Annotated in this window: 13 protein-coding genes and 4 tRNA genes; 2 read left to right on the top strand and 15 right to left on the bottom strand. The window is 60.6% G+C overall.

Going from position 1 to position 15,569, the window contains the following annotated elements; translation table 11 throughout:
• Positions 1 to 40 precede the first annotated feature (40 nt).
• The 6 genes from QMK54_RS10160 to leuC all read right to left on the bottom strand — a co-directional run bounded on the left by QMK54_RS10160 (position 41) and on the right by leuC (position 6,628).
• Complete coding sequence (locus QMK54_RS10160; RefSeq protein ID WP_110662243.1) at positions 41 to 1,051, bottom strand: aspartate-semialdehyde dehydrogenase; 1,011 nt, start codon at positions 1,049 to 1,051, stop codon at positions 41 to 43.
• A 247-nt stretch (positions 1,052 to 1,298) separates the two neighbouring features.
• Positions 1,299 to 2,411 (bottom strand): aspartate-semialdehyde dehydrogenase, encoded by a 1,113-nt coding sequence (asd, locus tag QMK54_RS10155; protein ID WP_110662242.1) that lies wholly within the window; start codon positions 2,409 to 2,411, stop codon positions 1,299 to 1,301.
• Positions 2,412 to 2,477: 66 nt separating this feature from the next.
• Entirely contained in the window at positions 2,478 to 3,560 is a 1,083-nt protein-coding gene (gene leuB / locus QMK54_RS10150) for a 3-isopropylmalate dehydrogenase (protein WP_320402439.1), read from the bottom strand.
• 65 nt (positions 3,561 to 3,625) lie between these two features.
• On the bottom strand, positions 3,626 to 4,393 hold the full coding sequence (locus QMK54_RS10145; RefSeq protein WP_223592901.1) for a class I SAM-dependent methyltransferase: 768 nt from the start codon (positions 4,391 to 4,393) through the stop codon (positions 3,626 to 3,628).
• Positions 4,394 to 4,550: 157 nt separating this feature from the next.
• A complete protein-coding gene (leuD, locus tag QMK54_RS10140; RefSeq protein WP_110659883.1) occupies positions 4,551 to 5,195 on the bottom strand; it encodes a 3-isopropylmalate dehydratase small subunit in 645 nt (214 codons plus the stop codon).
• Positions 5,196 to 5,197: 2 nt separating this feature from the next.
• Positions 5,198 to 6,628 carry a 3-isopropylmalate dehydratase large subunit gene (gene leuC / locus QMK54_RS10135; RefSeq protein ID WP_110659882.1) on the bottom strand — a complete coding sequence of 477 codons (1,431 nt, stop codon included), beginning with the start codon at positions 6,626 to 6,628 and terminating at the stop codon, positions 5,198 to 5,200.
• Positions 6,629 to 6,775: 147 nt separating this feature from the next.
• On the opposite strand from leuC, the gene QMK54_RS10130 reads away from it, so the two are divergent.
• Positions 6,776 to 7,666, top strand: a complete 891-nt coding sequence (locus tag QMK54_RS10130; RefSeq protein WP_110659881.1) for a LysR family transcriptional regulator — start codon at positions 6,776 to 6,778, stop codon at positions 7,664 to 7,666.
• A gap of 65 nt (positions 7,667 to 7,731) precedes the next feature.
• The gene (locus QMK54_RS10125; protein WP_320402438.1) at positions 7,732 to 11,010 is read left to right on the top strand and encodes a PAS domain S-box protein; all 3,279 of its coding nucleotides are present in this window, start codon (positions 7,732 to 7,734) and stop codon (positions 11,008 to 11,010) included.
• 54 nt (positions 11,011 to 11,064) lie between these two features.
• Here the strand turns inward: QMK54_RS10125 and QMK54_RS10120 are convergent, their stop codons facing one another.
• The 9 genes from QMK54_RS10120 to QMK54_RS10080 all read right to left on the bottom strand — a co-directional run bounded on the left by QMK54_RS10120 (position 11,065) and on the right by QMK54_RS10080 (position 15,373).
• Complete coding sequence (locus tag QMK54_RS10120) at positions 11,065 to 11,511, bottom strand: Hsp20 family protein (protein ID WP_223592896.1); 447 nt, start codon at positions 11,509 to 11,511, stop codon at positions 11,065 to 11,067.
• A gap of 130 nt (positions 11,512 to 11,641) precedes the next feature.
• A complete protein-coding gene (locus QMK54_RS10115) occupies positions 11,642 to 12,601 on the bottom strand; it encodes a tRNA dihydrouridine synthase (protein WP_007997541.1) in 960 nt (319 codons plus the stop codon).
• 169 nt (positions 12,602 to 12,770) lie between these two features.
• Positions 12,771 to 13,220, bottom strand: coding sequence for an acyl-CoA thioesterase (locus tag QMK54_RS10110; protein WP_110659877.1), 450 nt, complete (start codon positions 13,218 to 13,220; stop codon positions 12,771 to 12,773).
• A gap of 48 nt (positions 13,221 to 13,268) precedes the next feature.
• Positions 13,269 to 14,102: an alpha/beta fold hydrolase gene (locus QMK54_RS10105; RefSeq protein WP_110659876.1), complete on the bottom strand. Its 834-nt coding sequence runs from the start codon at positions 14,100 to 14,102 to the stop codon at positions 13,269 to 13,271.
• A 29-nt stretch (positions 14,103 to 14,131) separates the two neighbouring features.
• Positions 14,132 to 14,671, bottom strand: coding sequence for a TetR/AcrR family transcriptional regulator (locus tag QMK54_RS10100; protein ID WP_110659875.1), 540 nt, complete (start codon positions 14,669 to 14,671; stop codon positions 14,132 to 14,134).
• Positions 14,672 to 14,857: 186 nt separating this feature from the next.
• Positions 14,858 to 14,933: transfer RNA gene (locus QMK54_RS10095), tRNA-Glu, on the bottom strand.
• A gap of 80 nt (positions 14,934 to 15,013) precedes the next feature.
• Positions 15,014 to 15,089 (bottom strand) — tRNA-Ala (locus QMK54_RS10090).
• Positions 15,090 to 15,142: 53 nt separating this feature from the next.
• Positions 15,143 to 15,218 (bottom strand) — tRNA-Glu (locus tag QMK54_RS10085).
• 79 nt (positions 15,219 to 15,297) lie between these two features.
• Positions 15,298 to 15,373, bottom strand: a tRNA-Ala gene (locus QMK54_RS10080).
• Between the last annotated feature and the right edge of the window lie 196 nt (positions 15,374 to 15,569).

Here is a 15,569-nt window from a genome sequence, read left to right as displayed (position 1 = left end):
CTCGCCCGGAATCATTCGACAAATTGTTGCAAAGTATCTTTTACAGCAGGTCTTTTATCAACAACTCGGCCAGCTGCACAGCGTTGAGCGCCGCGCCTTTGCGTACGTTATCTGACGTCAGCCACAAATTAAGTTCCGACAGGTCGTCGATCCCATGGCGAACCCGACCGACGTAGACCACATCCTGCCCCACCGCATCGCCCACCGGCGTCGGGTAATCGCCAGCTTCCACCAGCTCGATGCCGGGTGCGTCTTCCAGGGCCGCATTGATTTTCGCCAGGTCGATTTCACTCGCGGACTGCAGGGTCACGCTATAGCTATCGCCAAAAAACACCGGGGCTTGAATGCAGGTGACGGAAATCTTCAACGAAGGTCGCGCCATGACCTGGCGCAGTTCGCGCACCAGGCGTTTTTCCAGCAGGGTATGACCTTGCTCATCCGGCGTGCCGACCTGGGCCAGCAGGTTGAAGGCCATCTGCCGGTCAAAGAATTTCGGCTCCAGCGGCCTCACATTCAGCAACTCGGCAGTTTGCCGGGCGAGCTCACTCACCGCTTCGCGGCCCTGGGCCGATACCGCCAGGCTGGCGGTCAGGCTGATGCGCTGCAGATCGAGCAAATCCATCAATGGCGCGAGCACTACCGCCAGCGCGGTGGCCGACGGGCTTGGACTGCTGACCTGAAAGGGCTTTTTCAAGCCGGCCAGCACCTGGGCGTTGGCCTCAGGCACGACCTGCGGCGCCTTTTCCGCCGACAAGGCACCGGAAAGATCGATCACCGAGCAACCAGCGTCTGTCGCGCGGGAAGCAAAACTCAAGGAAACCGCCGGGCCGGCGGCAAAGAATGCTAGTTGCACCTTGCTGAAGTCGAACTCATCGACTTCCCGCACCCGTACGTTCTTGCCGCGAAACGGCACCGAACTGCCGGCTGATTCGCTGCTGGCCAGCAGGTGCAGGGTGCCGATCGGGAAATCGCGCTCTTCGAGAATCTGCACGAGTGTCTCGCCGACAGTACCGGTGGCGCCGATCACGGCAATATCAATGGACTGGCTCATGGTTTGACCTCTGGCGAAACGGGGGGAGCGGCACTTTACCGGGTGAGTGACACACAGGCAATTTCTGCAGGGGGTTATGCGGCGCCGATGAGATCGCCTTCGCCAGCAAGCCGGCTCCTACACGTGTGAGTAATTTCATCATTGCAGGAGCCGGCTTGCTGGCGATGGCGACCTGACTGGCGACACAACTCCCATAAAAAAACCCGCACCTCTTTCAAGGCACGGGTTCTTTCATTGCATCAATCGATCAACGCTCGAGCAGGATCCGCAGCATGCGACGCAGCGGTTCGGCCGCGCCCCACAGCAATTGGTCGCCGACAGTAAACGCGCCGACGAATTGCGAACCCATGTTCAGCTTGCGCAGACGGCCAACCGGGATGTTCAGGGTGCCGGTGACCTTGTTCGGGCTCAGTTCCTGAATGCTGGTCTCGCGGCTGTTCGGCACCAGCTTGACCCAAGGGTTGTGCTGGCTGATCAGCCCTTCAATATCAGCGATCGGCACGTCTTTGTTCAACTTGATGGTCAGCGCCTGGCTGTGGCAGCGCATGGCGCCGATGCGCACGCAGATGCCATCGACCGGGATCGGGCTCTTGAAGCGACCAAGGATCTTGTTGGTCTCGGCCTGGGCCTTCCACTCTTCGCGGCTCTGGCCGTTCGGCAGTTCCTTGTCGATCCACGGGATCAGGCTGCCGGCCAGTGGTACGCCGAAGTTTTCAGTCGGGTACGCGTCGCTGCGCATGGCTTCGGCCACACGACGGTCGATGTCGAGGATCGCGCTGGCCGGGTCGGCCAGTTGATCAGCGACAGAGGCGTGGGTCGCGCCCATCTGCTTGATCAGTTCACGCATGTTCTGCGCGCCGGCACCGGAGGCCGCCTGATACGTCATGGCGCTCATCCACTCCACCAGGCCAGCTTCGAACAGGCCACCGAGGCCCATCAGCATCAGGCTGACGGTGCAGTTGCCGCCGATGTAGTTCTTGGTGCCCGCGTCCAGCTGCTGGTCGATGACCTTGCGGTTGACCGGATCCAGGACGATGACCGCGTCATCCTGCATGCGCAGGCTGGAAGCGGCGTCGATCCAGTAACCCTGCCAGCCGGCTTCGCGCAGCTTGGGGAAGACTTCGCTGGTGTAGTCGCCACCCTGGCAGGTCAGAATCACGTCGAGGGTTTTCAGCTCTTCAATGCTGTAAGCGTCCTTGAGCGGAGCAATGTCCTTGCCCACGGACGGGCCTTGGCCACCGACATTGGAAGTGGTGAAAAACACCGGCTCGATAAGATCGAAATCCTGCTCTTCCAGCATCCGCTGCATGAGCACGGAACCGACCATGCCGCGCCAACCGATCAGACCTACACGTTTCATCGCAACTACACCTTCTTGAAATGTGGGCCGCTACCTTGTCTTGAATTTGGTAGCGGGCCCGAGAGATTACAGATTCCGCAGCGCGGCGACTACTGCGTCACCCATTTCCTGCGTACCGACTTTAGTGCAACCGGCCGACCAGATGTCGCCGGTGCGCAAGCCCTGATCCAGCACCAGGCTGACGGCTTTCTCGATGGCATCGGCCGCGGTCTGTTGGTTGAAGCTGTAACGCAGCATCATCGACACCGACAAAATGGTCGCCAGCGGGTTGGCAATGCCCTTGCCCGCGATGTCCGGCGCCGAACCGTGGCACGGCTCGTACATGCCCTTGTTGTTGGTGTCCAGGGACGCCGACGGCAGCATGCCGATGGAACCGGTGAGCATCGAGGCCTGGTCGGACAGGATGTCGCCGAACATGTTGTCGGTGACGATCACGTCGAACTGCTTCGGTGCGCGCACCAGTTGCATGGCGGCGTTGTCGACGTACATGTGGCTCAGTTCGACTTGTGGGTAATCCTTGGCCACTTCCTCGACGATTTCACGCCACAGCTGGCTGGACGCCAGTACGTTGGCCTTGTCCACCGAGCACAGCTTCTTGCCGCGGACCATGGCCATGTCGAAACCGACACGGGCGATACGGCGGATTTCGCTTTCGCTGTACGGCAGCGTGTCGTAGGACTGACGCTCGCCGTTTTCCAGGGTACGGGTGCCACGTGGCGCGCCGAAATAGATGCCGCCGGTCAGTTCGCGCACGATCAGGATGTCCAGGCCGGAAACGATTTCCGCTTTCAGGCTGGAAGCCTCGGCCAGTTGCGGGTACAGGATCGCCGGACGCAGGTTGCCGAACAGGCCCAGTTGCGCGCGGATTTTCAACAGGCCGCGCTCAGGGCGGATGTCACGTTCGATCGCGTCCCATTTCGGGCCGCCAACGGCACCCAGCAGCACGGCGTCGGCCGCGCGGGCACGTTCCAGGGTCTCGTCAGCCAGCGGCACGCCGTGCTTGTCGATGGCGGCGCCACCGATTACGTCGTGGCTCAGTTCGAAACCCAATGCGAACTTGTCGCTGGCCAATTCCAGAACCTTGACCGCTTCGGCCATGATTTCCGGGCCAATACCGTCACCTGGGAGAATCAGAATCTGCTTGCTCATGCTTTCCTCATGTCATCAGTCGGTGCGCGCTTGGGCGCTCCCGGAAAAAATCCAGCGCTCAGCGCTTATCGTTCAGCCATCAGGACCAGTACATCGGTACTGAACGAGCCATCGGCTTCAATCTCAAAATATTCGCGTACTTCATTGCCCATCGACTGCTGCAACGCACGGATCGCGGCGCGCATCACTTCAGGTGTGCGCATGCGCTCGACCCAACTGGTGTACTCCAGGCGCAAACGCTGGCGGGTGGTGCTGCGCGTGTGCAGCCCCGCCTCGCTGACCTGGCGCAACCACTCGCCGGCGGAATAATCGCGCACATGGCTGGTATCGCGCAGCACTTCGACGCTTTGCAGGTAAGTGTCGAACAGCGGGCTACCCGGTGACAACACATCGATGAATGCCGCCACGCCGCCCGGTTTCAACACCCGGCGCACTTCCCGCAACGCCACGCCGAGATCGCTCCAATGGTGCGCCGAATAGCGGCTGAAGACGAAATCGAACTCGCCATCGGCGAACGGCAGGCGCTCGGCGGCACCGTTGACCGTGGAAACGTTGCTCAAGCCACGGTCGACGGCAGCAGCGGTCACTACATCGAGCATCTGCTGCGACAGGTCGTAAGCCACCACTTCCTTGACCAACGGCGCCACATGAAAACTCACGTGACCGGCGCCGCAGCCCAGGTCCAGCACCCGTGCCTCGCCCTGCCCGGCCACCTCAGCCTGTAGCAGCGCGAATTCAGTGCCTTGAGCGTGTACGGCGCTGCTCAGGTAGGCCGAAGCCTGTTCACCGAATTGCTTCTGGACTACCTGGGTGTGCTGGGCGGTGCTGGTCATGGGGACTTCCTTTTTGGGGTTTAGCCTTGTGTCGTCTGAGCTGCCGTCTTCGCGAGCAAGCCCGCTCCCACAGGGGTTGTGTATACGCCACAAATCCAATGTGGGAGCGGGCTTGCTCGCGAAGAGACCGGCCCTGTCTACCGAAATATCGGATCAATCACGCGTCGCGAAACAACCACGGCTGGCTCGCGCGATGCTTGGCTTCAAACGTCGCAATCGCATCGCCGTCCTGCAAGGTCAGGCCGATATCGTCCAGGCCGTTGAGCAGGCAGTGCTTGCGAAAGGCATCGATATCAAAGCTCAACACCTTGCCGTCAGGGCGGGTCACGGTCTGGGCTTGCAGATCAACCTGCAACTGATAGCCCGGATTGGCCTCGACCTGCTGGAACAGCTCATCGACTTCGGCATCGCTCAAGATGATCGGCAGCAAGCCGTTCTTGAAGCTGTTGTTGAAGAAGATGTCGGCATAGCTCGGCGCGATAATGCTGCGGAAACCGTACTCTTCCAGCGCCCATGGCGCGTGTTCGCGACTGGAGCCACAACCGAAGTTTTCACGGGCCAGCAATACGCTGGCGCCTTGGTAACGCTCGGCGTTGAGGACGAAGTCCTTGTTCAGCGGACGCTTGGAGTTGTCCTGGTACGGCTGCCCCACATCCAGGTAACGCCATTCATCGAACAGGTTCGGACCGAAACCGGTGCGCTTGATCGACTTCAAGAACTGCTTCGGGATGATCTGGTCGGTGTCGACGTTGGCACGATCCAAAGGCGCGACAAGACCAGTATGTTGGGTAAATGCTCTCATGCTTACTGCGCTCCCTGGATCAATTCACGGACGTCGATGAAACGACCGTTCACGGCGGCGGCGGCGGCCATGGCCGGGCTGACGAGGTGAGTACGGCCACCGGCACCCTGACGGCCTTCGAAGTTACGGTTGGAAGTCGACGCGCAATGCTCGCCACTTTCCAAACGGTCCGGGTTCATCGCCAGGCACATCGAGCAGCCCGGCTCACGCCATTCGAAACCGGCTTCGAGGAAAATCTTGTCCAGGCCTTCCGATTCGGCCTGCGCCTTCACCAGACCCGAGCCCGGCACCACGATCGCCTGCTTGATGGTCGAGGCCACTTTGCGGCCCTTGGCGATCACCGCAGCAGCACGCAGGTCTTCGATCCGCGAGTTGGTGCAGGAACCGATGAACACACGGTCGAGCTGAATGTCGGTGATCGCCTGGTTGGCGGTCAAACCCATGTATTTCAAGGCGCGGACGATGGAGTCGCGCTTGACCAGGTCCATTTCCTTCGCAGGATCCGGCACGTTCTGATCGACCGCCAAAACCATTTCCGGCGAGGTGCCCCAGCTGACTTGCGGCTTGATTTGCGCGGCATCGAGCTCAACCACGGTATCAAACGCGGCATCAGCGTCAGTCACCAGGTCTTTCCAGGCCTCGACGGCCAGGTCCCATTCCGCGCCTTTCGGAGCGAACGGACGGCCCTTGACGTATTCCACGGTTTTTTCGTCCGCAGCCACCAAGCCTACCCGAGCGCCGGCTTCGATGGACATGTTGCAGATGGTCATGCGGCCTTCCACGGACAGCTCGCGAATCGCGCTGCCGGCGAATTCGATGGCGTGGCCGTTACCGCCGGCGGTGCCGATCTTGCCGATCACGGCGAGCACGATGTCCTTGGCGGTCACACCGAAAGGCAATTGGCCTTCGACCGCTACCCGCATGTTTTTCATTTTCTTGGCGACCAGGCACTGGGTGGCGAGCACGTGCTCGACCTCGGAAGTGCCGATACCGTGAGCCAATGCGCCGAATGCGCCGTGGGTCGAGGTGTGGGAGTCGCCGCAGACCACGGTCATGCCCGGCAAGGTGGCGCCCTGCTCCGGGCCGATGACGTGGACGATGCCCTGGCGGATGTCGTTCATCTTGAATTCGACGATGCCGTATTCATCGCAGTTGTCATCGAGGGTCTGAACTTGCAGGCGCGAGACCTGGTCGACGATGGCATCGATGCCACCCTTGCGCTCCGGCGTGGTCGGTACGTTGTGGTCCGGGGTCGCGATGTTGGCATCGATACGCCATGGCTTGCGCCCGGCCAGGCGCAGGCCTTCGAAGGCTTGCGGCGAGGTCACTTCGTGGATGATGTGACGATCGATGTAGATCAGCGCAGAGCCATCGTCGCGCTGCTTGACCAAATGCGAATCCCAGAGCTTGTCGTAGAGCGTTTTGCCGGCCATCAGACGGTTCCTCATCAGCTTGTTTCTATGCCCCGGGTCTTGAAGTATTCAATAACCCTTTGGCTTGTGAGGCTGATCCTATGGGGTTACATTAAATAACTCAAATTCATATTTTTTATGCTTTGGATAACCAACTGGAATACGACCATGGACCTGGCCAACCTCAATGCTTTTATTGCCATCGCCGAGACCGGGAGCTTCTCCGGCGCTGGCGAACGGCTGCACCTGACCCAGCCCGCCATCAGCAAACGCATCGCCGGGCTGGAGCAGCAATTGAAGGTGCGACTGTTCGATCGCCTGGGTCGTGAAGTGGGCTTGACGGAGGCCGGGCGCGCCCTGCTGCCGCGGGCCTACCAGATTCTGAATGTCCTCGATGATACGCGCCGCGCCCTGACCAACCTCACCGGCGAGGTGACCGGTCGTCTGACCCTGGCCACCAGTCACCACATCGGCCTGCACCGCTTGCCTCCTTTATTAAGGGAGTTCACCCGCCGCTATCCCGAGGTGGCGCTGGATATCCAGTTTCTCGATTCGGAAGTCGCCTACGAGGAAATACTCCATGGCCGCGCCGAACTGGCGGTCATCACCCTGGCACCGGAACCCCATGCACTGGTCAAGGCCACCCCGGTGTGGGACGACCCGCTGGATTTCGTGGTCGCCCCGGAGCACTCACTGCTCAACAATGGCAAGGTCAGCCTGGCGGACATCGCCCGACACCCGGCGGTCTTCCCCGGCGGCAATACCTTTACCCACCATATTGTGCAGCGCCTGTTTGAAGCCCAGGGCCTGACGCCAAACATCGCCATGAGCACCAACTACCTGGAAACCATCAAGATGATGGTCTCGATCGGCCTGGCCTGGAGTGTTTTGCCGCGCACCATGCTCGACGATCAGGTGGCGCGCATACCTTTGCCAGGCATACAGCTCACTCGCCAGCTAGGCTATATCCTGCACACGGAAAGGACGCTGTCGAATGCTGCCCGGGCTTTCATGGCCCTGCTGGACGCTCAACTCGATCCGCCAGGGACTCAAGGCTAACTTGTGCTACTCCTATAGAGCCGCGAAACCCTGTACAAAACGCCCATTCAGCCTAAGGCTTGCCAATGCCCAAATCTGTTGACCGTATTCCGCCAATGCCGCGCATACAGGCACTTGACCCGAAAAACTCCGAACAGAGCTGGGAGAGTGCCTCGCAATTGTTGGCCGCGCTCAACGGCGCGCGCCTGGGCGCCTGGTATTGGGACATCGAGCGCGGGCAGATCAGCTGGTCCCGGGGTACGCAGGCGCTGTTCGGCTTCGACCCCCGCAAACCATTGCCAGCGGATCTGGAGTACCTCGACCTGCTGCCCCCGGAAGATCGCGCGAAAACCGTTCGCGCGTTCCATGCGGTCATCGCTGGCGCGCCGCTGGAGCAAGCGATGCACCACCGCATCCGCTGGCCCGATGGCAGCCTGCACTGGCTGGAGATCAGCGGCAGCCTGTTGCCGGACAAGCACGGCAGGCCACGGATGATCGGTGTGATCCGCGAGATCACTCACCAGCGCCAGCGTGAACAGGCGCTGAGCAGCTCGGAAAAACGCTTTGCCACCCTGTTTCACCTGTGCCCGAACATGGTCCTGCTGACCCGTCAGGAAGATGGCCTGATCACCGAAGCCAACCAGTATTTCGAAAGCCTGTTCGGTTGGCCGGTGCAAAATGCGATTGGCCGCACCACCCTGGAACTGGGGCTGTGGGTGCACCCCGAGCAACGGGCCGACCTGGTCAAGGCGACCAAAGCCAAAGGCGACCTGGTCAGCATGGAAGTGCAGTTTCGCGCCAGCAATGGCCAGATCCACGATGGCATCCTCAGTGCGCAAAAGGTCGAGCTCGAAGGCCAGCCCTATCTACTGAGCACCTTCCTCGACACCACCGAACGCAAAGTCGCCGAGCACGCACTCAAGGACAGCCAGGAACGCCTCGACCTGGCCCTGGACTCGGCGCAACTGGGTACCTGGGACTGGCACATTCCCAGCGGCATGCTCTACGGATCGGCACGGGCCGCCCAATTGCATGGCCTGGACGCCAAACCCTTCCACGAGTCCTTCGACGAATTCTTCGAAGGCGTGCCCGACGAAGAACGCGACACCATGCGCGATGCCTACCGCAGCCTGCGTGAAGGCCCGGCCGGCAACTACCAATTGACCTACCGCGTGCAATTGGCCGACGGCAGCTCGCGCTACCTGGAAAGCCGCGCCCGCCTCTACCGCGATGACAACGGCGTGCCGGTGCGCATGGCCGGCACATTGCTCGACATCACCGACCAGGTGGAGCGCGAACAACGGCTGGTGGCCTCCGAAGAAAAATTCGCCACGCTGTTCCAGGTCAGCCCCGATCCGATCTGCGTCACCCACCAGGACTCCGGCCAGTTCATTGAAATCAACTCCAGCTTCTCCCAGACCTTCGGCTGGAGCACCGCCGATGTGATCGGCCGCAGCGCCGATGAAATAGGCCTGTGGGACGCTTCGGCGAAAAGCCTGCGACGGATCGAACAAGTGATCCGCGAACAAGGCCTGAACAACGTGGCCATTCTCGTCCAGCACAAGGACGGACAGGTCCTGACCTGCGTAATTTCCAGCCGCCAGATCAGCGTCGGCGACCAGCCCTGTATCGTCACCACGCTGCGCGATATCACCCAGCAACAGCGCTCGGAAGCGGCGCTCAAGGCCAGTGAAGAGAAATTCGCCAAGGCCTTCCACTCCAGCCCCGACGCCATCACCATCACCGAGCGCGACACCGGACGCTACCTGGAGGTCAACGACGGTTTCTGCCGCCTGACCGGTTACCGCGCCGAAGAAGTGGTGGGCCGTACGGTGTACCAGGTCGGGATCTGGGCCGAAGAAAAACAACGCTCGGCGCTGCTGGCGGAATTGCAGATCAAGGGGCGGGTTCATCACCAGGAAATGCTCGGGCGCAACAAGCGCGGCGAACTGCTCACCGTCGAAGTGTCGGTGGAGCCGATCACCCTCAACGAAACAGCCTGCCTGCTGCTGACCGCACGAGACGTCAGCCTGCTGAAAAACGCCGAAGCGCAGATTCGCCACCTGGCCTACCACGACCCCCTGACCAACCTGCCCAACCGCGCCCTGCTGATGGATCGCCTGAGCCAGCAGATCGCCCTGCTCAAGCGGCATAACCTGCGCGGCGCGCTGATGTTTCTCGACCTCGACCATTTCAAGCACATCAACGACTCCCTCGGGCACCCGGTGGGCGATACGGTGCTGAAAATCATCACCGCGCGCCTGGAGGCCAGCGTGCGCATGGAGGACACCGTTGCGCGCCTGGGCGGTGACGAATTCGTGGTGCTGCTCAGCGGCCTCGAAGGCACGCGCAGCGAGGTCAGCGATCAGGTTCGCGAAGTGGCCGACACCATCCGCGAACTGCTGTCCGAACCGATGTTCCTCGACGGCCAGCGCCTGCAAGTGACGCCCAGCATCGGCATTGCACTGATTCCCGATCACGGCTCGACCCCGACCGACCTGCTCAAGCGCGCCGACATTGCGCTCTATCGCGCCAAGGACTCGGGCCGCAATACCGCGCAGATGTACCACAACACCATGCAGAAGGCCGCGAGCGAACGCCTGCGCATGGAGACCGATCTGCGCCTGGCCCTTTCCCGGGGCGAGTTTCGCGTGCATTACCAACCCCAGGTCGACGCCCGGGGCGATCGCATCGTCGGCGCCGAGGCCCTGGTGCGCTGGAATCACCCAGACCTCGGCGCGCAATCACCCACCGAGTTCATCAAGGTACTGGAAGACAGCGGACTGATTCTGGAGGTGGGCACCTGGATCCTCGACGAAGCCTGCCAGGCCTTCAAACAACTGATCGACGACGGCCTGGTGAATCCGTACAAATTCAGCCTGTGCGTGAACATCAGCCCGCGCCAGTTCCGCCAGAACGATTTCGTCGAACGGGTCGAAAACAGCCTCGCCACCTACGGACTGCCCTGTACTTTGCTGAAACTGGAAATCACCGAAGGCATCGTGATCCAGAACCTGGAAGACACCATCAGCAAAATGCGCCGCCTGAAAAAACTCGGCGTGAGCTTCGCCATGGACGACTTCGGCACCGGCTATTCCTCGCTGACCTACCTCAAGCGCCTGCCGGTCGACACCCTGAAAATCGACCAGTCGTTCATCCGCGACGCCACCAGCGACCCGAACGACGCCGAGATCATCCGCGCCATCGTCGCCATGGCCCACAGCCTGGATTTGAAAGTGATTGCCGAAGGGGTGGAAACAGCGGAGCAGCTGGAGTTCTTGCAGGGGTTGGACTGTCACTTCTACCAGGGGTATTTACATAGCCGGCCATTGCCGGTGGAGGAGTTTCAAAAACTGCTGAAGTAGCGCTTTAGAGGCACAAAAAAGGGCGCCATTAGCGCCCTTTTTTCTTGCTCCGACTCAATGTTGCAGAGCCGGTTTTTGCGCCCCGTTGATCGGGATGCGCTTGGCTTTCGCCTCTTCCGGAATCACCCGCAGCAGGTCGATGCTCAACAGACCGTTGCGCAGGTCAGCAGCCTTGATCTCGATGTGGTCCGCCAGACGGAAGGACAACTTGAACGCACGCTGGGCAATGCCCTGGTGCAGGAAGGTCACGCCCTCGTTGGCGTCACGTTTGCCACCACTGATGGTCAGCACACCCTTCTCGACTTGCAGTTCCAGGTCATCTTCCTGGAAACCGGCGGCGGCTACGACGATGCGGTATTGATCGTCACCGTGTTTTTCCACGTTGTAGGGTGGGTAGGTGCTGCCTGGTTCATTGCGCAGGGCGGTTTCGAACAGGTCGTTGAAACGGTCGAAACCTACCGAGGAACGGAACAGTGGGGCCAGGGAAAAAGCAGTACTCATGGTTCAAATCTCCTGAAAACAATCAGCAAGGTTTTTTGTCTCCGCGACCCGAATTCGGCATCGCGTAACCCTTAGATAGGGACCGCTGATTGCATTTCAAGAGATTATTTTCTGTTTTTTTTTGGGAACTTCAGGCCGCTTCCGCCACCGGCAGCCCCAGCAAGCGCGAGACGTTATCCAGTTCGGTCTCACGCCGCAGGACGGTAAAGAGCTCTACCGCCTCGGGATAATTGCGGGTCAGCATTGCCAGCCATTGCTTCAGGCGACCCGGTGACTGGCGTGGCGTCATTTGCGCCTTGGCCTGCAACCAGAAGTCCTGGATCAGTGGCAGCAGCTCGTTCCAGGTCATCTCCACGACCTCTTCACCGGCCCGGGCAGCGGCGATCTGCCTGGCCAGATCGGGGCGTGAAACCAGGCCACGACCGAGCATGATGTCTTCCACGCCGCTGATCTCGCGGCAACGACGCCAGTCTTCGACGCTCCAGATATCACCATTGGCGAACACCGGCACCTTGACCACGTCCTGCACCCGCGGAATCCACTCCCAGTGCGCCGGCGGCTTGTAGCCGTCCACTTTGGTCCGAGCATGGACCACGATATGTTCCGCACCGCCTTCGGCCAGGGCCGTGGCACACACCAGCGAACCATCCGGGCTGTCGAAGCCCAGGCGCATCTTGGCGGTGACCGGAATGTGCGCGGGGACGGCACGACGGACGTGCTCGACGATCTGGTTGAGCAGCTCGGGTTCCTTGAGCAATACCGCGCCACCCCGGGATTTGTTGACGGTCTTGGCCGGGCAGCCGAAGTTCAGGTCGATCACTTCGGAACCCAGCTCGCAAGCCAGCGCGGCATTTTCCGCCAGGCACACCGGATCGGAACCGAGCAGTTGCACACGCAGCGGCACACCGGAGGCCGTCCGGGCACCGTTGAGCAACTCCGGGCCGAACTTGTGGAAATAGGCAGGTGTCAGCAACTGGTCGTTGACCCGAATGAACTCGGTCACGCACCAGTCAATACCACCCACGCGGGTCAACACATCGCGCAGGATGTCGTCGACCAACCCCTCCATGGGCGCCAAAGCAATTTGCATGAAAAACACACTCGAGGAAAAACGTGCGGCAGTTTACTGGGTTCAGAGAAAATCTGCAGAACATCGCAGATCCATTGTGGGAGCGGGCTTGCTCGCGAAGGCGGTGGATCAGCCAACATCACCGTTGATGACAGACCGCTTTCGCGAGCAAGCCCGCTCCCACATGAGCTCAGGGTTGTACCAACTCCTGCGCCCGGATCGCCGGGCCATAGCCCTCGATGAACTCCGTCGGCATACGCTTGGGCTTGCCGCTGGACAGCTCGATGCAGACGAACGTGGTTTGCGCACGCAGCAGCGTTGCATTGTCGCTGGGGCGGATCAGCTGGAAGTGCCGGGTCATTCTCAGGCGCTGATCCCAATCGACGATCCAGGTCGCCAATTGCAACTCATCGCCCTCATAGGCTGCCGCCAGGTAATCGATCTCGTGACGCACCACCGCCATCGCCCGGTCCAGCCGCCGATATTCGACCAGGTCCAGGCCAAGGCGTTGTGAGTGGCGCCAGGCACAGCGTTCGAGCCAGGTCACGTAGACCGCATTGTTCGCGTGCCCCAGCCCGTCAATGTCCTCGGCGTCCACTTGCAGATCAATGATAAATGGCGTTTCCCGATCCCAGCCCATGCCCCACTCCCGGTCATTTCGATTCGACCGGGGCAGTGTAACGGAAGCTCAGGCCGATTGGCGCGATTGCAGTCGGCGACCGGCCAGCAGTGATAACACGCCTTCGATCACCCGAGGGTCAGCCAGCACCCGCTGATGTCCACCGTCTTCCAGGCGCAGCAAACGGCTGTCGAACCAGGCTTCGTGGATCAGCTGAGACTCCTTGACCGATACCATCCGGTCATCTTCGGCGTGGACGACCAGGCCGGGCATATCGAGCTGATAGTGGGCGACATCCAGCGTCGAGGCGCGCATGCCGACGTCTTTCTCGACCTGGCGAATGAACGCCGAGCGGGCTTTGGGTGGCAGCCCGACATAACGCGCGAACCCACGCAACACACCCAGAATTCGCGCCGGGGCGGCAATGGTGACCAGGGTTTCCGTGCGCAGGCCCAACTGCACCGCAAGCATGGCACTGGCACCCCCCATGGAGTGGCCGATGACCGCTTGCAGGGGTGGCAGTTCAGCGGCCGCTTCAAGCATGGCCCGAGCAAAGAGCACCACATTCGCCTCGCTGCCCGGTGAGCGACCATGGGCCGGACCATCCAGGGCCACGACCGAGTAACCGGCATCGACCAGCGCGGTGATCAGGCTGGCGAACTGCGTTGGCCGCCCTTCCCAACCGTGCATCAGCAACACTGCCGGACCCTGCCCCCAACGCAACGCCGAGAGGCCGAAGCGCAAGGTGATCCGCTCGGACCTCGCCAACAGCGGCAGTTCCCAGTCACGGGGCGGCAGATCCCGCGGTGTCATGAAGGCCAGTCGCATTTTGCTAGCGACCAGTTTCGGGGCAAACCAGCCCAAGGTGCCATTAACGCCACGAACCCACTTTAACGCGCTCATCGCATTCTCCTCAGGCCGCAGCCTTCAGGTCAACGCACTGCCGATTTGGCGGCGCGCAGTAATCGATCGGACAACTCTCCCGGCCCAAGCGCCCGCGCCAGAGCCAGCCCACCCACCATCAAGGCCATATCGGCCAGGGCTTTATCGGTTTCTTCAGGACTGGACGCCAACTGCGCGACCATCATTTCCACATGCTCATTCAGCGCGACACGAAACGCGTCCGGCAGCCGCCCCAATTCGCCGACCGAAGCCGGGATCGGACAGGCCGATTCGGAGGAATCACGATGCTTGCGCGACAGGTAAAACGCGGCCACCAGAGCGCGGCGCTCTTCGCCGGTCAACTGCGCGTCCATGTCGGCAATCAGGTCGCGGCGATGACCGAGCAATTGCCTGAACGCCTCGAGCATCATCGCGTCCTTGCTTTCGAAGTGTGCGTAGAAGCCGCCGACCGTCAGGCCCGCCGCGCCCATCACTTCGCCCACGCTTGGCTCGGCCGGGCCGCGCTGAATCAGCGCGGCGCTGGCAGCCTTGAGGATGCGTTCGCGGGTCTGAGCTTTTTTATCGTTCATCGTTGCCTCCGAATATTACGATTGAAATATTATTCTCATAATAAATTTTAGCAAGTCATGGCTGTGACCGCTGGTCTGAAGAACAGTTTTTTTGAAATGGGGGGGAATTTGGCCAAACGCCAGACAAACAAAAGGGCCATTCAATAATTGAATGACCCTTATAAAATCCCGCAGAGCGGGTAATCGTGGCGTCCCCTAGGGGACTCGAACCCCTGTTACCGCCGTGAAAGGGCGGTGTCCTAGGCCACTAGACGAAGGGGACACAAACCCTTCTATACAACTGATCAGTGCTGAGTGCTGATCGATTCAAGGCCGGTGTGGCCAGACCTTGAACTGTAAAATTGGTGGAGCTTAGCGGGATCGAACCGCTGACCTCCTGCATGCCATGCAGGCGCTCTCCCAGCTGAGCTAAAGCCCCGGATTTTTCGCCTCGCGGCGGAGTGACATCTTGCAACATCACTTCTGTAAAACTGGCGTCCCCTAGGGGACTCGAACCCCTGTTACCGCCGTGAAAGGGCGGTGTCCTAGGCCACTAGACGAAGGGGACGCAAACCCTTCTATACAACTGATCAACGCTGAGTGTTGATCGCTTCAAGGCCGGTGTGGCCAGGCCTTGAAGTGTAAATTGGTGGAGCTAAACGGGATCGAACCGTTGACCTCTTGCATGCCATGCAAGCGCTCTCCCAGCTGAGCTATAGCCCCTCATCGTTGATGCATCTTCGATGTCATCGCTGAGGACGGGGCGAATCTTAAGGGCGTATCGAAAGTCTGTCAAACTTATTTTTGAAATTTTTCAAAATTTTTTGCCGACATAACAATCACTTACCGCCCTTCCCCCGAAAAAACGGGGTTTTCCCCACCTGTAGGAGCTGGCTTGCCAGCGATAGCAGCCGCAAGA

This window comes from Pseudomonas sp. P5_109 (assembly GCF_034009455.1).
GTDB lineage: Bacteria > Pseudomonadota > Gammaproteobacteria > Pseudomonadales > Pseudomonadaceae > Aquipseudomonas.
Note: the sequence above shows the minus strand (reverse complement) of the source record. Positions and strands in the feature narration are given on the sequence as shown.